Annotated in this window: 16 protein-coding genes; 12 read left to right on the plus strand and 4 right to left on the minus strand. The window is 73.3% G+C overall.

Annotated elements, in window-relative coordinates:
- Positions 1 to 3 precede the first annotated feature (3 nt).
- The 6 genes from ACFP2T_RS00430 (at position 4) to ACFP2T_RS00455 (ending at position 7643) form a co-directional block, all read left to right on the plus strand.
- Positions 4 to 2634, plus strand: coding sequence for a helix-turn-helix transcriptional regulator (locus ACFP2T_RS00430; protein ID WP_377416049.1), 2631 nt, complete (start codon positions 4 to 6; stop codon positions 2632 to 2634).
- Complete coding sequence (locus tag ACFP2T_RS00435; RefSeq protein ID WP_377416051.1) at positions 2631 to 5213, plus strand: sensor histidine kinase; 2583 nt, start codon at positions 2631 to 2633, stop codon at positions 5211 to 5213. Before ACFP2T_RS00430 ends, ACFP2T_RS00435 begins: the two co-directional genes overlap by 4 nt.
- On the plus strand, positions 5197 to 5604 hold the full coding sequence (locus ACFP2T_RS00440; RefSeq protein WP_377416053.1) for a roadblock/LC7 domain-containing protein: 408 nt from the start codon (positions 5197 to 5199) through the stop codon (positions 5602 to 5604). The genes ACFP2T_RS00435 and ACFP2T_RS00440 overlap by 17 nt, the downstream gene beginning before the upstream one ends.
- A 6-nt stretch (positions 5605 to 5610) precedes the next feature.
- Positions 5611 to 5994, plus strand: a complete 384-nt coding sequence (locus ACFP2T_RS00445; RefSeq protein WP_377416055.1) for a DUF742 domain-containing protein — start codon at positions 5611 to 5613, stop codon at positions 5992 to 5994.
- Positions 5995 to 6055: 61 nt separating this feature from the next.
- Positions 6056 to 6808 carry a cellulose binding domain-containing protein gene (locus ACFP2T_RS00450; protein ID WP_377416057.1) on the plus strand — a complete coding sequence of 251 codons (753 nt, stop codon included), beginning with the start codon at positions 6056 to 6058 and terminating at the stop codon, positions 6806 to 6808.
- A 10-nt stretch (positions 6809 to 6818) separates the two neighbouring features.
- Positions 6819 to 7643 (plus strand): ABC transporter permease, encoded by an 825-nt coding sequence (locus ACFP2T_RS00455; protein WP_377416059.1) that lies wholly within the window; start codon positions 6819 to 6821, stop codon positions 7641 to 7643.
- 89 nt (positions 7644 to 7732) lie between these two features.
- Here the strand turns inward: ACFP2T_RS00455 and ACFP2T_RS00460 are convergent, their stop codons facing one another.
- The 4 genes from ACFP2T_RS00460 to ACFP2T_RS00475 all read right to left on the minus strand — a co-directional run bounded on the left by ACFP2T_RS00460 (position 7733) and on the right by ACFP2T_RS00475 (position 11452).
- Positions 7733 to 9427, minus strand: coding sequence for an SMI1/KNR4 family protein (locus ACFP2T_RS00460; protein WP_377416061.1), 1695 nt, complete (start codon positions 9425 to 9427; stop codon positions 7733 to 7735).
- A gap of 170 nt (positions 9428 to 9597) precedes the next feature.
- On the minus strand, positions 9598 to 10338 hold the full coding sequence (locus ACFP2T_RS00465) for a DUF3618 domain-containing protein (RefSeq protein ID WP_377416063.1): 741 nt from the start codon (positions 10336 to 10338) through the stop codon (positions 9598 to 9600).
- Positions 10338 to 10778, minus strand: a complete 441-nt coding sequence (locus ACFP2T_RS00470) for a phage holin family protein (RefSeq protein WP_377416065.1) — start codon at positions 10776 to 10778, stop codon at positions 10338 to 10340. The genes ACFP2T_RS00465 and ACFP2T_RS00470 overlap by 1 nt, the downstream gene beginning before the upstream one ends.
- Entirely contained in the window at positions 10775 to 11452 is a 678-nt protein-coding gene (locus ACFP2T_RS00475) for a hypothetical protein (protein ID WP_377416067.1), read from the minus strand. The genes ACFP2T_RS00470 and ACFP2T_RS00475 overlap by 4 nt, the downstream gene beginning before the upstream one ends.
- 193 nt (positions 11453 to 11645) lie before the next feature.
- Here ACFP2T_RS00475 and ACFP2T_RS00480 point away from each other — a divergent pair, with 193 nt between their 5' ends.
- From ACFP2T_RS00480 to ACFP2T_RS00505, 6 genes are all read left to right on the plus strand, one after another.
- Positions 11646 to 11840 carry a CsbD family protein gene (locus ACFP2T_RS00480; protein WP_377416069.1) on the plus strand — a complete coding sequence of 65 codons (195 nt, stop codon included), beginning with the start codon at positions 11646 to 11648 and terminating at the stop codon, positions 11838 to 11840.
- A 117-nt stretch (positions 11841 to 11957) separates the two neighbouring features.
- Positions 11958 to 13034, plus strand: coding sequence for a FecCD family ABC transporter permease (locus ACFP2T_RS00485; RefSeq protein ID WP_377416071.1), 1077 nt, complete (start codon positions 11958 to 11960; stop codon positions 13032 to 13034).
- Complete coding sequence (locus tag ACFP2T_RS00490) at positions 13031 to 14221, plus strand: FecCD family ABC transporter permease (protein ID WP_377416073.1); 1191 nt, start codon at positions 13031 to 13033, stop codon at positions 14219 to 14221. Before ACFP2T_RS00485 ends, ACFP2T_RS00490 begins: the two co-directional genes overlap by 4 nt.
- Before the next feature lie 92 nt (positions 14222 to 14313).
- Positions 14314 to 15102 carry an ABC transporter ATP-binding protein gene (locus ACFP2T_RS00495; RefSeq protein WP_377416075.1) on the plus strand — a complete coding sequence of 263 codons (789 nt, stop codon included), beginning with the start codon at positions 14314 to 14316 and terminating at the stop codon, positions 15100 to 15102.
- 135 nt (positions 15103 to 15237) lie between these two features.
- Positions 15238 to 16236 (plus strand): ABC transporter substrate-binding protein, encoded by a 999-nt coding sequence (locus ACFP2T_RS00500; protein WP_377416077.1) that lies wholly within the window; start codon positions 15238 to 15240, stop codon positions 16234 to 16236.
- A gap of 82 nt (positions 16237 to 16318) precedes the next feature.
- Entirely contained in the window at positions 16319 to 17518 is a 1200-nt protein-coding gene (locus tag ACFP2T_RS00505; protein ID WP_377416079.1) for an ATP-grasp domain-containing protein, read from the plus strand.
- The last annotated feature ends 5 nt before the right edge of the window (positions 17519 to 17523 follow it).

Consider the following 17523-nt stretch of genomic DNA (forward strand, 5'->3'; position numbering starts at 1 on the left):
TTGATGCTGCGCACCGACACCGAAGCCCCGCTCGTGCTCGACGAGCAGACCATGGCGTTCCTGGCCCGGGTGGAGGCCGATCCGCAGGCGCCGTTGAGCACCGCCGTGCAGGCCAGCGGCGGGCACGGCAAGACCGCCCTGCTGGCCCGGTTGCGACACGGCTACCAGCAGGCCGGAATCGCGGTGCTCGACAACTGGCGGGACCTGACGAACCCCGACGATCCGAGCCAGGCCCTGCTCGTCGACGACGCACACCTGCTCGACGCCGCCGCGCTGACCGAACTGCGCCGGCTGGCCGAGACCGGCCGGGTCCGGCTGGCGGTCGCGTTCCGGCCCTGGCCCCGGCCGGCCGGGCTGGTGGACCTGGCGGAACTGCTGCACCGGGGCGGGCCGCCGGTACCGCTCGGCCCGTTCACCGAGCAGCGCACGGCCGCGTACCTGAGCACGGCGTACGGGACGGCGGTCTCGGCGGCCAACGTCCGGCTGGTACACGAGCAGACCGCGGGCGTACCCCGGTTCGTCGAGTGGCTCGCCCGGGCGCTGCGGCCGGGTGACCGCCGGCAGGTCCGGGGCGACCGGCCCAGCACCGACCGCCCGGCCGGCGGCGGCCCGGCACCCGCCGGACCGCCCTTCGAGATCCCCCGGTCGGTACTGCTCCAGTTCGCACCCGAGCTGGAGAGCCTGGACATCGAGGTACGCCGGCTGCTGCTCGCGATGTCCGCCGGGGTGACCCTGCCGACCGACCTGCTCGGCGCGCTGCTGTCCCGGCACCCGGACGAGTTGGACGAGCCGTTGGCCGCGGCGCGCGCCGCCGGGCTGCTCGGCCCGGACGACCGGCTCGCGCCGATCGTTCGGCGCGCCATCGTCGCGCTGAGCCCGGCGAGCCAGCGGGCCGCGGTCTGGCGGCGCCTCGCGGAACTCCAGCTCCAACGCGGCGGCCGGGTGCTTCCGCTGGTCCGTTCGATGCTCGACGGCGGGTTCGGCGGCAGTTGTCCGGCCGGCATCGCGGAGGCGGCCGGGGACGAGGCGCTGGCGGACGAGCCGGCACTCGCGGCCCGGCTCTTCGCCGTGGCCGAGGCCGCCGGTCGACCGGCGGCGGCCCGCCGCGCCATGGCGGCCGCGCTCTCCGCCGACCTCGACTCCGCGCTGCGGCTGGCCGACCGGCTGATCTCCACGCCCGACTCGCCGCACCGCGCGGACGGGGCGGCGGTCGCCGCGACCGCGCTCGTGCACCGTGGCCACACCGACCGCGCCGTCGAGCTCTACCGCTGGTCGGGTACGCCCGCGTCGGTCGCGTTCGCGGCGATCGGTGCGGTCGGTACCGGCCGGTCGGAGCAACTCGACCAGGTCCTGGCCGACCCGCCGAGGGACGGCCCGCCGACCCTGCTCGCCAGTGCCGCGCTGTTGATGGCCAGAGGGCTGCGGGAGACGCTGTCCGGTCCACCCACCGCCGCCCTGTCCACCCTGGTGCAGGCGTCCGCGCTGCTCGAACCGGCCGGGCGGTCGGTGCTGCTGCCGGAGAGCCCGGCGGTGCTCGCCGCGCTGGTCGCGCTGCACTGCGGCGAGTTGGACATCGGCGAGCGGGCGCTCGACCGGGCCGCCTCGGCCGGACTCGGTGCGGCCCTGATGGCCCGCCGGCACCGACTGTTGCAGACCTGGCTGCTGATGGTGCGTGGCCGGGCCGCCGAGGCCGGGCGGCAACTGGCGACGGTGACCGCCGGCGGACTGCCGTTGGAGTCCCGCGACCTGCTCTTCGCCACCGCGCTGGAGCTGGGCATCGCCCGCCGCAACAGCGACCTTCCGGCCCTGCAACGCGGCTGGGAGCGGGCCCGGGAGGCGGTGGTACGGCATCCAGTGGACCTGTTCACGCTGCTGCCACTGGGCGAGTTCGCCATCGCCGCGGCCCGGCTCGGCGAGCTGGACCGGCTCGCGCCGTACCTCGGCGAGGCCCGGAACCTGCTGGCCCTGCTCGGCGACCCTCCACTGTGGTCCACGCCGCTGCACTGGAGCTGCCTGCACGCGGCGATCCTGGCCGACCGGCCGAACGCCGCCGACGAGCATGTTGCGGCACTGGCCGCGACCACCGGCCACACCCCGTACGCGTCGGTGGTGGCCGCCGCCGGACAGAGCTGGGTCGAGGTGCTGCGTGGTGTGGTCGACCCGGTCCGGGTGGAGGCCGCGGCCCGGGGCCTGCACGGGATCGGACTGTGCTGGGACGGGGCCCGACTCGCCGGGCAGGCCGCCATCCGGACGTCGGACCGGCGGGCGATGACCACCCTGCTGGACTGCGCGCGGATGCTCCAGGGACGCCCGGCCGGCGCCAAGGGTACGACCCGACCGACCGGCCCCGGCGCACCCCAGGTCGCGGACGCGATCGCCGTACCGGCCGAGGACCGGCTCAGCGAGCGCGAGCGGGAGGTCGCCGAACTGGTGCTCTCCGGCCTGACCTACAAGCAGATCGGCGATCGGCTGTTCATCTCGGCCAAGACCGTCGAGCACCACGTGGCGCGGATGCGGCAACGGCTCAACTGCGCGAACCGCAGCGAGTTGCTGGCCCGGCTGCGGACCATCGTCGAGGAGCGGTCCGGCGGTCGGCCGGGCGGAACGCCCTGGCCAGAACGGACGACGCGGTGAGCCCGGCGGTGCGGCGTACGGCCGCGCTGCGGGCCGGGCTGCGCCGGGCGACCACGATCGGGCGGGTGTTCGGCAGCGCCGGCAACGACCGGGCGAAGGGAACGGACGGCGCGGACGGCGCGGGCCGGAGGAGCCGGCCCGGCACGGCGAACGGGCCCGGGACGACCGACGGCACCGGAACGACCGACGGCACCGGAACGACCGACGGCACCGGGACGACCGACGGCACCGGAGCGGCGGACGGAGCCGCCGGGGCTTACGGTTCCGGCCGGGCGAACGGTTCCGGCGGGCCCGGTCCGGTGAACCGGCCGGACGGCGACGGCGGACCGGCGAACCGGCCGACGACCGGGGCCAACCCCACCCGGATGGTGGAGAAGGCGAGCGCCCTGCTGCTGGTGCTGGCCCTGCTCTGGGGATACGCCGCCTTCCTGACCGCCCGCGAGGCGATGGACCTGCTCGCCGTCCGCACCCTCGGCACGCAGCTCGGCCAGCCGGCCGAGGCACTGATCCTCGGACTCCAGACGGAACGCCGACTGACCATGGTGGAGCTGGGTGCCCCGGGCCGGCACCAGGCCGCCCTGGCCGAGGCGCGGAACCGGACCGACGCCGCGATCGGGGCACTGCGCCGGTTCGCCGGCGACAGCGACCTCCGGCTGCTCACCGTCGGCACGGTCCGGGAGCGGGCGGCCGAACTGGTCCGCCGGCTCGACGCGGTCCGGCCGCTCCGGGACACCGTCGACGGCGGCACGGCCGACCGGGCCACCGCCGCCACGTCGTACGGGCAGATCATCGACGCCGGCTTCGCCGTGTACGGCTCACAGTGGGCCAGCCGGCGGACCGACCTGATCGAGGAGACCCGGTCCCTCGTCGCCCTGGCCCGGGCCGCGGAACTGCTCGCCCGGGAGGACGCCCTGGTGGCCGGGGCGCTCGCCGCGACCCGGTTGACCGAGGCGGAACACCGGCAACTGGTCGACCTCGTCGCCGTGGCGCGGTTCGCCCGCACCGAGGCGGCGGCCGGGCTGCCGTCCGCCGAGCGGGCCGACTACGACCGACTGGTCACCGGACCGGTCTTCGGAACGCTGCACGCCCTCGAAGCGGAACTGCTCGCCGCCGGCCGGAGCGCGGGGAGCCTCCGGGTCCAGCCGGCAGGGTGGCAGGCGGCGACCGATCCGGCCCTGTCCGAGCTGCGCAACCTCGTCGCCAGCGGGGTACGGCACAGCGTCGACCGGGCCACACCGGGCGCGGTCGGCGTCGTCGCCCGGGCCGGTCTGGTCGGCGGTCTCGGGCTCGTCACGGTGTTGGCCGCGGCCATGCTGACGATCCGGACCACCCGACGCGTGGTCGGGCGGCTCGATCAGTTGGGCGCGGAGCATGCGGCCCTGGGCACCGCCCGGGACCGGCTGACGGCCGAGCTGGCCGCGCAGCGGGAACGGACCGCGCGCCTGACCGCCCAGGCCGCCCAGTTGTCGGCCCAGCGAAAGCGGCTGGCGACGCAACGGGAGCAGTTGGTGGCCCAGACCGGTCGGCGGCAGGCGGAGGCCGAGCGCGTGACGGAACGGGCCACCCAGATCGCGTCGCGGCTGGCCGCGCTCCAGCGCATCCGGGAGGTCTTCGTGCGGCTGACCCGGGACAACCAGAGCCTGCTGCACCGGCAGATCGGCCTGCTCGACGCGATGGAGCGCCGGGAGACGGACACCGACGAGCTGGCCGAACTGTTCCAACTCGACCACCTCGCCACCCGCATCCGGCGCAACGTCGAGCAGATGATCAGCCTCTCCGGCGGCACTCCCGGGCGACGCTGGCGGCGGCCGGTACCGCTCGTCGACGTCGTACGCGGCGCGGTGGCCGAGGCGTCGGACTACCCGCGCGTGCTGGTGGCCCCGCACTGGTCGGGGTCGGTGGCGGGCCGGGCCCTGCCGGACCTGATCCACCTGCTCGCCGAGGTCGTCGAGGCCGCCCTCGCCGGATCGCCACCGACCACCACGGTCCGGATCAGCGGCGAGTTCCGGGACGGCGCCGCGGTGATCACGGTCAGCGACGACGGCGCGGGCCGCGGCCCGGCCGAGTTGGACGCCGTCAACGAGCTGATCCGGGACACGCCCACCACCGCACCCCTCGGCGGCTCGGTGGGGCTCTACGTCGTCGGCCGGCTCGCCCGGCGGCACGGCGTCACGGTCGAGATGACCGCCGGGGCCCGGGGCGGCACGACCGCGATCGTGCTCGTCCCCGATAGCCTGCTGGTCGACACACCCGTGTCCGGCCCGGAGAGCACCCCGGGCGGCGCCACCCCGACAGCACGGCCGGCCGACAGCGCAGTGGGCCGACCGGGTGGCGCGGCGCGTCCGGGCGCCGCGCCTCCGGCCCTTCCGGTGCGGGTCCGCCGGCCCCACGAGGGCAACGCGGCCGCCGCCACCACCCGGGCGGCCAACCCGCACCCGAACGGCGCGCCGGTACGGCCCGCCGAAACCGACTGGTCGGTGACGATGGAGCTGCCGGTGTCCATGCCGACGCCCATCGACGACCAACCCGAAAGCAGCGAGAGGACGACAGGTGACTCACGCAGTGGTCACGACGGATAACCTGGTCCGGATACTCGACGAGTTCGTGGACCGGGTCTCGGCGGCCGAACATGCCGTGGCGCTCTCCCCCGACGGGCTGTTGCTCGGCGTCTCCCGGGGGGTCGGCCGCGAACTCGCCGATCAGCTCTCCAGTGTGGTCGCCGGCCTACAGGCGCTCTCCCAGGCCGCCGCCCGGCACTCCGGCCCCGGCGGGGTACGTCAGGTCATCGTGCAGATGCACAAGGCGTTCCTGTTCGTCGCCGCGACCCGGGGCGGTGCGATCCTCGCCGTCCGGTTCGCCGGGGACGCCGACGTGGACGAGATGGCCTACGAAGTGGCGCTGGCCGCGGGCCGGGCGGACTCGCACCTGCCGACCTTTCCGGTACCGGCCGATGACCTGACCGGGGGGTGATGCGCGGTGCGCACCGGTGGAGGCGGTCGCAGCGACGACGCCTGGTACGACCAGGACGCCGGGCCGGTGGTCCGCCCGTACGCGATGACGCGGGGCAGGACGCAGCCGATCCGGGGACAGTTCGACCTGATCTCCCTGGTCGTGTCCAGATGGCCGGCACCGGAACGGTCCGACCTGACGCCGGAACAGTCCGAGATCCTCGTCTCCTGCCGTCGGCCGCTCTCGGTGGCCGAGATAGCCGCCGCGCTGGACCTGCCCGTGGGTACTGTCCGGGTGTTGCTCGGCGACCTGCTGGAGGCGGGGCTGATCGAGACCCACGAGCCGCCGGTGCTGGACGCCCCCTCGGAAGACCTGCTGGAAGCGGTGCTCGCGGGGCTGCGGGCGCTCTGAACCCGGTGCCGGCCGTCCCGGGGGCGGGACGTGGCGCCGGAGTGCAGCGAAGGGATGACACGTGACCAAGGTTCGACAACGGCCAGCGCGTACGTTGCCGGTCGCCGTACTCGACGTGCTGCTCGCCGCGGTGGCGGCGGTCCGCGGTCTGATCCGCCGGGTCGCCCGTGCACTGCCGGTCCGGCGCGGGGACCGGGTCCTGGTGACCGTGATCGTCGCCGCGGCGCTGGTTGCGGTCATCGGTACCGGATTCCTCGTCACCTCGCTGCTGCGGACACCGGATCAGCTCGCCCCGCTGGGCGTGGCGCCGCCGCCGACCCCCGCCGCCGAGGGGAGCCCCGGGGGCGGACCGGAAGACGCCGAGGGCAGCGCGACCCCACCGGCGTCGTCGCCGCTCGCCCTGCCGTCGCCGGAGTCGTCCACCGGGCCCCGCGACCGGTCGCGACCGCCGGCGCCAAAGCCGCCCGCACCGCCGCCGCCCACCCTCGCCGCCCGGTACGCGTCCGAGGGGGCGACGCTGCTCAACTACACCGCCTCGGTGGCGATCAGCAATCCCGGCCCCGGGTCGGTCACCGGTTGGACCCTGGTCATCACGCTGCCCAGGTCGACGCAGGCCATCGGCGAGGTGTCCGGAGCCACGACCAGCCGGGACGGTAACGCCTGGACCTTCGTGCCGGACGAGACCACCCGTCGGGTAGCGGCGGGCGGCTCGGTCCAGGTGCGGTTCCGGGTCGACGGGTCGCTTTTCGACTCGGCGCCGACGTCGTGCATGATCAACAAGAGGCCCTGTGAGATGACCTCGACCGAGGACTGACGGTCCGTCGGTGGACCACACCTCGATCAGCGGACACACCTCGATCAGTATCGGGCCGACGCTCTTCGCCGTACTGGCCGCGCTGGCGCTGCTCGGCGCGGGCGTCGTCGGGTGGGCACGGCTCGGCCCCGGTCGGGCGGTGCTCGGCGCGTCCGCCCGCGCCGCCGTCCAGCTCGCCGCCGTCTCCGCGATCATCCTGCTGGTCCTCGGCTCCTGGTGGTCCACCGTCGCCTTCGTCGGCGTGATGTACGTCGTGGCGGCCGGCACCTCCGCCGGACGGGTGACCGGTCGACGGATCGACTGGTCCGCCCCGCTCTCCACCGGGCGAGTCGGCTGGGCCACCCTGCTACCCATCGGGCTCGGGATCACCCCGGCGCTCACCCTGCTGCTCGCCACCCGCGCCGTCCCGCCGACCCCGTTGGCCGTACTTCCCACGGCCGGGATCCTGATCGGCGGGGCGATGACGGCCACCAGCCTGGCGGGTCGGCGGGCATTCGACGAGTTACGGAACCGGCGCGGCGAGTACGAGGCGGGCCTGGCCCTCGGCCTGAGTGACCGGGACGCCGCGATGGAGGTCTGCCGGTCGTCCGCCGGGCACGCGCTCATCCCCGCCCTCGACCAGACCCGTACGGTCGGCCTCGTCACCCTGCCCGGCGCGTTCGTCGGAGTTCTGCTCGGTGGCGCCGGCCCGGTACAGGCCGGCGCCACCCAACTGCTCATCCTCGTCGCGCTGCTCGCCGTGGAGGCGGTCGCCATCGCCGCCACCGTCGAACTCGTCGCCCGGCAGCGGCTGACGGACTTCCGGACGCCGGGCGGTTCCGGAACGGCCGGCTGAGCCGCCCGTGCTCCGGAGCCGGGCGATCTGCGTGGTCCCCATCCGCGCGGGTCACCTGGCTCGGGTGGTTCCCAGCCCCGCTGCGGAAATCAGCGCGACATCTCGATGGCCCAGTCGAGCCGGCGTTCGGCGTCGACGGTGGGGCGGTACCGCCCCGCGTAGGGTTCGCCGGTCTCCAGCGACCTCGCCACGCCCTCCAGAAGCTCCGTGATCGACGCCGGCCAGTCGTCGAAGCCCGTGCCGTCCTCCGGATAGAACTCGCCCACCCGGCCGTGCCCGCTGGGCCGCTGGTCCACCAGCAGACAGCCACCGTCGCCAGCCGACGCGAACGGCACGAAGGACCGGTGCCACCATTCGTCGTCCGGTGCGTCGCTCGCCAACACCGAACAGGTGATCTCCCAGTCGAGCACCATCTCCTCGAGGGTCAGCAGTCGGTAGAAGGGCGGCAGGTCGAAGCCGTCGACCGCGGTCGCACCGTCGTGACGGCGCAGCGACGCGACCAGGTCGGCCGGAAAGGCGACCGACATCCGGGTCTGCGACGCGGCGATCCGGGCCCGGGACGCCGGCGGTCGCAGCGTGCCTCGGGTCCGCGGTGCCTTCGCGGCCAACCAGCGTTCGATCCGGTTCCACACGGCGTCGACCCGCGCCGTGGTTGCCCGGTCAGGCTCGGCGGCGACCACCTTTCCGGCGTACTGCGGGCAGGCGATCGTTGCCGGCGGCCGGGACGGGCGCACCGTCGGGACCGGCTCGGGAACGACGTGGCCGGTCGGCACCGGGTGTCCGGTGTTCACCCGCGCCGAATTGGAGAAGATCCGTACCTCGGCTGTCTGGGTGGGCTGACCGGTGGCCAGGGTCAGGCCGCAGAGCAGCAGCAGCGACACCAGGAAGACCGCGAGCAGGACGACCAGCACCCGCTTGCCGCTGACGGTCGATCTCGCGGTCGCCCGGTCCAGCGGGACCGGGGACCTCGTCGCGTGGCCAGCCATGGACGTGGTCGCGGCGGCATCCTCGCCCGCCGGGACGGCGGTGGCGGCGGCCGGGGCGCCGCCGCGGGTCGCCGGCCGGCCCCGGGTGGCGTGCAGCAGCGGGTCGAGCCAACCCGCCGCCTCCGCGCGGAAACGCTCCGGCCGGTCGGCCGCGTCTGCCGGGATCCGGCCCGCCAGCGTGACCGGCAGCGCGCCGAACTCCTCCGGGCCGAGCGCGACGACCGAGGCGGTGATACCGCGACCGGTCAGGACCTCGAGGGCCAGTGTGGTGTGGTTGACCGCGTCCGGACCGGGACCGGTCAGCAGCACGACCGGCGCCGGCAGCGCCCAGGCGAGGTCCGCGAGGGTCCAGCCGCCGCAACCCAGCGGTACGGCGAGGCCGTGCCCACCACCGACCAGCACCAGCTCATGGGTCCGGGTCAGGGCCTGGACGAGTCCGACGACGTCGGCCACCAGCAGCCCGTCGACGCCACCGGCCGCCACCTCGACGTACGTGTCGAGGTTGTCGTGCAGCAGCAGCGCTCCCGAGTGGCCCCGGCTCCGTCCGTCGTCGGCTGCCCCGTCGTCGGCTGCCCCGTCGTCGGCTGCCCCGTCGTCGGCTGCCCCGTCGTCGGCTGTCCCGTCAGCGGTGTCGTCGGAACCGTCGCCCGCGATCCCGTGGCCGGGCCCCGCCACGACGATCCGGAGCACCGCCGTACGTCCCGCCGAGGCGACGCAGAGCGCGGCCGCGGCCACCTCCCAGTCCACGCTCGTCGAGGTCACGGCCACCAGCCACGGCCCACCGTCCGGCCAGGACATCGACGCCTCCCCCGGCTGCCACCCGCAGCGGCGCCGCCGGCCGCAACTGATCGTCGGCAGCCTATCGGAGGAGGTCCCGCCGAGCCGCCCCTCGACCGGCCGGCAGCGCGTACGACGCCCGCCGCCAGGGCATCAGCCGGAGCGGCGGGCGTCGTACGACGGTCAGCTGGTCAACGGCGGCGTAGCTCACCCGCCGTCTCCTGCGCCTGCCCGCGCACCTCCTGTGCCGAAGAGCGTGCCTGGTCACGCATACCGCCCGCGTGCTGGCTGGCCTTGGACTTGACCGATTCCGCGGCCCGCTGGGCCGGCTCGCGGAGATTCTCCTGCGTCTGCCGGGCCATTCCGGTGGCCTGCTGCTTGACCTGGTCGATCTGATCGGAGTGTTCCGCCATCTTGTTCCGGAGCTGTCCGGCCATCCGGCGTTCGGGCTGGGAGGCGGGCAGCAGTGCGGAGGCGAGGACACCGAGTCCGAAGGCGACCAGACCCGCGGCGAGCGGGTGGCCCTCCGTCTGCCGCCGGGCCTGGTCACCCACCGCGTGCATCCGCTCGCCAGCAGCGGAAGAAGCGGACGACAGTCGGGCCTGGGAGGCGTCGCGGGCGTGCTGGGCCCCTTCCCGAGCGTGCTGGGCCGTACCCATGATGTTGTCCCGGGCGTGCGAGGCGGTGCCCGTGACGCTGTCTTTAGCGTGTGAGGTCGTACCCATGACGTTGTCCCTGGCGTGCGAGGCCGTACCCATCACGGTGTCCCGGAGCCGTTGCCAGGTGCCACGGGCCTTGCCGCGGGCCTGCGAGGCCTGCCGGCGCGCCATGTTCCGTGGGTTCATCCTGTCGGTCAGCGCGTTGACATTGTTGCCCAGGTCGTCCTGGGTGCTCTCGATGTTGGCCCGGATCTGACTCGGATCGCTACTCATCACTGTCCCCCCGTTTGACGATGTGCCTGCCCCCGGACGGCGTTTGGTACGCGCCGGACCGAATCGGCTGTCTGCGGCAGGGCTTTCAGACCGCGTGCCTGTCGCCGTGCCACCGAGACCAACACCGCGGCGATCAGCGCCCAGACCACCGCGACGATCAACGCGGCCCAGCCCTGATCCATCACATTCGACAGGCCCCACCACAGGGCGTACGACAGGAACAGCAGCACCATGAGCGCGCCCAGGGCGGCACCGCCGAACATCCCGGCGACCTTTCCCGCGGTACGCACCTCCTGCCGCAGTTCCACCTTGGCCAGCTCGATCTCCTGGCGGACCAGCGTCGACGTGTCGCGGGTGATCGAGGTGAGCAGCTCACCGATCGATGCCTGGGAGGGGTCCCGCTCCCGGCTCGCTCCCATCCCGCCCGTCGCAGCGCTCACCGCGGCACCCCAGGTGCCCGCCCGTCAACGCCCGCCCCGGGTCGTTGCCCAGCTTCCGCGTCGGGCAGCGTGCCCGGATTCGGCGGACCGGTCTGCGGCTGCCCGTGCATACTCTGCGGCTGGCCGCGCATTCCATCCGGCTGGCCGGACGGGTGCTGACCGTCGCCGCTCTCCTGCATCCCACCTCGACTCTTGGTGAGTCTGCCGGCCAGTATCCCGGCGACGGCCGCCCCGGCGAGGAAGATTCCCGGCCGACGGCGGGCGTAGTCGCGTACCTCGCCCATCACCGCCCCGGGTTCCCGCTCGTCGAGCCAGTGTGCCGCCCGTTGGACCCGGTCGGATGCCTGGCGTACCAGGTCGGTGGCGACGCTCGGTTGATCGGCGCGATCGGACATCGCGCGCAACTGGTCGCCGAGCGTTCGAAGACCGTCGGCCGCGCGCTGTTGCTGCGCCCCGGCCTGTTCCTTGAGTTGGGCCGTGGCCTGGTTCATCAGGTCCTGGGCCTGCCGGCCAGCCTCCGCGGCGACGTCCTTGCCCCGGTCCGCCGCGTTGTGCGCCAACCCGCTGCCCGCCTGGGAAACCCGCTGACCAGCCTCGGTGGCCCCCTGCCGAGCGACCTGGGTCTTCGACCCGTGGCCGTCGCCGGTCGAGGCGGCACTTGCTTTTTGCGTCATCACAGGCCCCTCAGCTCAATACCGTGCCGGCGGACTGCCGACGGCGCTGGCTACCCCCCAGTTCGGCGGTTATGCCAATCTCTGCTGGCAGGGGCGCCGATAGGTGCCCCAATCTGTTTCGCCGAGCCAGTCATCGGGCAAGTAACAGGTCAGCGAGGTGCGGACGGTATCTCGGCAACACCTGGAGGACACGATGGGCTTAGGAGACAAGATCCGGCACAAGGTCGAGGAAGTCGCCGGGATGGCCAAGGAGAAGGTCGGGGACGCGACCGACAACGAGCGGCTTCAGGCCGAGGGCGCGACCGAGCAGACCGAGGCCAACGTCAAGCAGGCCGGTGACCACGTCGGTGACGCCGCCCGTGACACCAAGGACGCGTTCCGGCCCTGATTCCCGACACGATCACGACCGGCGGGCACCCCGACAACGGGGGTGCCCGCCGGTCGTGATCGTTTCGCCGTCGACACCCCGCTGAGCTGCAGCTTAGGCGTGGCTTATCTTACTTAGGTGCCCCTAACCCTCAGCGAACCTGCGCCGCCGGGCCAGGCGCCACCAGGACCGGCCCGGAGTACGGCCGCCCGGCGTACCGGGATCGTGCTGGTGCTGTTTGCCGCCGTCGCGCTCGCCTGCCTGGCGAGCGTACTCATCGGCGCCAAGAACGTGCCCCCTGGCGAGGCCCTGCGGGCGTTGACCGGTGACCGAAGCGGTGACGCGCTGCTGGTCGCCGAACTCCGCTTCCCGCGTACGCTGCTGGGGCTGCTGGTCGGGATCGCCCTGGGGGTGGCCGGCACCCTGGCCCAGGAGTTGACCCGTAACCCGCTCGGCGACCCGGGGCTGCTCGGTGTCTCGGCCGGCGCCGCCCTCTCCGTCGCGACCAGCATCGGAGTCTTCGGCCTGACCTCGCCCTACCAGTACGTCTGGTTCGCGTTCATCGGAGCGGCCCTGGCGGGCGCGCTCGTCTACGCCATCGGGGGTGCGGCCCGGGCTTCGGCGCGCAGCGGTGGTGCCTCCCCGGTCAAGCTCGCCCTGGCCGGAGCAGCGGTCACCGCGCTGCTGATGAGCCTCACCCACGCCCTGGTGCTGCTCGACGTACGGACCCTGGACCAGTACCGGTTCTGGGCGGTCGGCTCGCTCGCCGGCCGTGACGGCGCGCTCGCCCTCCAACTCAGTCCGTTCGTCCTCGCCGCGCTGCTGCTCACCGCGATCATCGTTCCCTGGATGAACGCGCTCGCGCTCGGTGACGAGCTGGCCGGCTCCCTCGGCGTACGGGTCGGGGTGACCCGCCTGCTGGGTGCCGTCGCCGTCGTACTGCTGACCGGTGCGGCGGTTGCCGCCGCCGGGCCGGTGACCTTCGTCGGGCTGGTCGTGCCACACCTGGTCCGGACCTTCACCGGTCCCGACCTGCGCTGGCTGCTACCCGGTGCCGGGCTCGCCGGTGCGGCGCTGCTGCTCGGCGCCGACACCCTCGGGCGACTGCTCGACCATCCCGGCGAGGTACAGGCCGGGGTGGTGACCGCGTTGATCGGCGCGCCGTTCCTGATCATGCTGGTCAAGCGCGGCAGGTTCCGGGAGCAGACCCGATGAGCCTCCGGCTCCCCGATCAGCCGACCAGTACACAACCGACCAGTACACAACCGAGCAGCACACAACCGACCAGCACACGACCGACCGGTGCACCCGGTACGGTTCCGACCGGCCGGCGGGTACCACGGCAACGCGGCCGGATCGGCTGGGAGGTGGCCCGGTTCGGCGGGATCGCCCGTCTCCGGGTGCTCGGGGTGCTCGCCGTCGTGCTGGCGATCGCCGCCGCCGGACTGGTCGCCTCGGTCTCGATCGGCGAGTTCCCGATCCCGGCCGGTGACGTGGTCCGCGCCCTGACCGGTACCGGTGGCGCCGACGCGACCCTGATCGTGCGCGAACTGCGGCTGCCCCGGGCCCTCACCGGCCTGCTGGTCGGCTTCGCGTTCGGGTTGGCCGGGGCACTGATGCAGGCGGTCACCCGCAACCCGCTGGCCAGCCCGGACCTGATCGGCATCTCCGCCGGGGCGAGCACCGGCGGGGTGGCCGCGATCCTGATCGGCGGCGTGACGGCGGCAGGGGCCGGGTCGTACGCGAGTGTGCCGCTCGGGGCGCTGGTCGGAGCGCTGGCCGCCGCCGGAGTGATCTACGCGATGGCGTTCCGGGACGGCGCGATCACCGGCTTCCGGCTCGTACTGGTGGGGATCGGCGTGCAGGGTGCGCTCGGCGCGCTGACCAGTTGGCTGCTGGCCCGCGCCGACATCAACGAGGCGTCCCGGGCGATGGTGTGGCTGACCGGCAGTCTGAACGGACGCGGTTTCGAGCACGCCCGGTGGGCCGGGCTGGCCCTGCTGGTAACGCTGCCCGTGGTACTCGCGCTGATCCGGCCGTACCAGTTGCTCCAGTACGGCGACGACACCGCGCGGGCACTGGGACTGCCGGTGGACCGGGCCCGGGTGGCGCTGCTGCTCGCCTCGGTCGTCCTGACGGCGGTGGCCACCGCCGCGGCCGGCCCGATCGGGTTCGTGGCGCTCGCCGCGCCGCAGATCGCCCGCCGGCTCACCGGCACCGCGAACCTGCCGTTGCTGACCAGCGGCTGCGTCGGCGCGACGCTGATGCTCGGCGCCGATCTGGCCGCCCGGCTGCTGCTCGCGCCGATCGAGCTACCGGTCGGCGTCGTCACCGGCGCGGTAGGCGCCCCCTACCTGATGTGGCTGCTCACCCGCGCGAACCGCATCGGCCGAGCCGGCTGATGAACCGGATACCTGAGGTGTTAAGAGGGGGCCCTTCTTCTACAGAAAACGATAAGAAGGGGCCCTTCCTTACACCCCACCTGGAGGATGCAATGACGACGTTGCTGGGCAGCGATCTCCGGCTGGCCTATGGCGACCGGGTGGTGGCCGAGGGGCTGGACATCGAGGTGCCGGCCGGGAAGGTCAGCGCGCTGGTGGGGCCGAACGCGTGCGGGAAGTCGACGGCGTTGCGGGCGCTCGCCCGGCTGCTCGCGCCGGCCGCCGGAACGGTGCTGCTCGAGGGCGAGCCGATCGCCGGGTTGTCGAGTCGGGAGCTGGCGCGTCGGTTGGCGCTGTTGCCGCAGTCGCCGATCGCGCCGGACGGGATCACGGTACGGGACCTGGTGTCCCGGGGCCGTACGCCGCATCAGCACTGGTGGCGGCAGTGGTCCCGGGCCGACGAGCAGATCGTCGAGGAGGCGCTCGCCGCCACCGGTACCACCGAGTTGGCGGACCGGAGTCTCGACGAGCTCTCCGGCGGCCAGCGGCAGCGGGTCTGGATCGCCCTCGCGCTGGCCCAGGACACCCGGGTACTGCTGCTGGACGAGCCGACGACCTATCTGGACCTGGCGTACCAGGTGGACGTGCTGGAGCTGGTCGCCGAGTTGAACCACCGGGACGGCACCACGGTGGTGATGGTGCTGCACGACCTGAACCAGGCGTGCCGGTACGCCGACCATCTGGTCGCGATGCGGGCCGGCAGCGTGGTGGCGGCCGGGCCGCCCTCCGAGGTGGTGACCCCGGAGCTGGTACGTGAGGTGTTCGGTCTCGACTGCAGGATCATCACCTGCCCGGTGGCCGGTACGCCGATCGTCGTACCGGAGGGTCGTCCTCGGCGCTGACCAGCGATGACAAGTGATCGACTTCGCATTCTCCGTCGGCGACTCTCCGTCGGAACGAGTTTTGTTTCCCCGGCAAGCAAGGCTAACCTAACTGCGAAGTAGGAGAGCCTTACCTTAGTAAGAGATGAGGATTTCATGCGTCGATTCGCGCGCGGTCGCGGCACGGCCTTCCGGCTCGCCGCCGGCCTGACCGGGCTGGCCCTGGCCGTCGGGCTGTCGGCCTGCGGCTCGTCGAACTCGCCGGAAGGGTCCGACACCGGCACGGCCAACGCCGCCGCGGACGCCGGTTTCCCGCGTACGGTGACCCACCACAAGGGCAGCACCGAGATCAAGGCCAAGCCACAGCGGATCGTGGCGCTGGACAACAGCCTGGTGGAGGCGGTCGTCCTGCTCGGTCGGCCGCTGGTCGGCGGCATCGCCAGCTACCGGAACCAGAAGACGTTCCCGGACTACCTGGGCGACGCCGTCAAGGACACCAAGGACATCGGCCCGCTGGACAACCCGAACCTCGAACTGATCGCCTCGCTCCGGCCCGACCTGATCGTCTCGGCGACCGTCCGGCACGACGCGCTGTACGACAAGCTCTCCAAGATTGCCCCCACCGTCTTCGTCGAGACCACCGGACCGACCTGGAAGGCCAACATCACCCTGCTGGCCCAGGCCCTCGGCGAGGAGACCCTGGCCGCGCAGCAGCTCTCCGCCTACGAGGCGCGGGCCAAGAAGATCGGCGACGAGGTCAACGCCAAGGCCGGCAACCCCGCCATCTCGGTGGTCCGGTTCGTGGACGGCCCGACCCGGCTGATGGCGAAGGCCTCGTTCATCGGCATCATCCTGGCCGACGCCGGGCTGAAGCGTCCCGCCTCGCAGGAGAAGGACACCTTCGCCACCGAGATCAGCGAGGAACAGATCGAGCTGGCCGACGGCGACCACGTCTTCGTCACCACCTACTCGGGCGGGGAGAGCTACAAGGAGAAGTTCGAGGCCAACCCGCTGTGGACCCGGCTCTCGGCGGTACAGGCCAAGCACCTGTACGAGGTCAAGGACGAGCTGTGGATGACCTCTGTCTCGGTCCAGGGCGCACACTTCGTCCTCGACGACATCGCGCAGACCTTCCAGGTCGACCCCGCGAAGTAGACACCCAGCGGACCGCCGCTGCCGCCCGGGCCCGGGTCGACGCGCCGGGCATCCGGGCGGCAGCGCCGGAGGAGGCTCATCCGTGCGGCTCTACCTGACCGCGCTCAATCCCACCGACTCGGTACTCGACGGCTTCCTGCCGGCGGCAGACCGCCTCGGGCTGCCGGTGACGGTGCTGACCGATCAACCCGGAGCCTGGCCGGCGCTACCGGGCGGGCCGGCCGGCGCGGAGGTGGCCGGAGCCGACGTACGCGACGTGCGCGCCGTACTCGACGCGGTGTACCGGGGAGACCCGCCCACGGCCCTGCTCTCCAACAGCGACCACCTACAGACTCCCACCGCCCTCGCCGCCCAGTACCTCGGACTGCCCGGCAAGGACTGGCGGGCGACCCTGCGGGCCAAGGACAAGCGACTGACCCGGCGCACCATCGCCGCCGCCGGGCTGGACACGGTGGCCTCGGTGGCCCTCGGCCCGGACGACGACCCCGACCTCGCCGCGAGCGTGCCGTTCCCGGCGGTGGTCAAACCCCGGGAGGGCGTGGCGAGCGAGGACGTCTACCTGGTCGGCGACCCGGCCGAGCTGCGCGCTCGGGTCGCCGAGATCCGTGCCCGACGCCCCGACCTGCCGCTGCTGGTCGAGGAGTACCTCACCGGCGAGCTGCACACCCTGGAAACCCTTGGCGACGGCACCGGCGTCGCGGTACTCGGCGCCTGGCGGACCGGCCTCGGTCCACCACCGACGTTCATCGAGGCCAGCCTCGAATGGGCACCGGAGCTACCGCCGCCAGTGCTCGACCAGGTACGGGCCCAGCTCGACGCGCTCGGCGTCGGCCTCGGTGCCTGTCACACCGAGTTCGTCGTCGCCGACGGTCGGGCCCGGCTCGTCGAGGTGAACTACCGGCTGATCGGCGACCGGATGGACCTGGTCCTCGCCGAACTGTTGGACGTGCCGCTCTTCGAGTACGTCATCGGGGTGCACGCCGGCACGACGCCGCCGCCCCTGCCCGACCCCGCGACCCTGGCCCGGCACGCCCGGGTCGAGTACGTCTGCGCCGACCGCCCGGGCACTCTGCTGGCCGCTCCCGGCAGGGTCGACACGCGCGACCCGTCCGGCGTCCGGCTCGGCTGCCGGCCGCTGCGCCCGATCGGGGTCACCGCACCGCTGACCCGGACGAACCGCGACTACCTGGCCGCCCTGCACGCCATCGGCCCCGATCAGGGAACGGTCGCCCATGCCCTGCGGGACTTCCGGGCCGCGCTGCGCTGGGAGATCCGCGAATGAGCGGG

Origin of the sequence: Plantactinospora solaniradicis (assembly GCF_042658085.1) — a bacterium.
Classification (GTDB): Bacteria; Actinomycetota; Actinomycetes; order Mycobacteriales; family Micromonosporaceae; genus Plantactinospora; species Plantactinospora solaniradicis.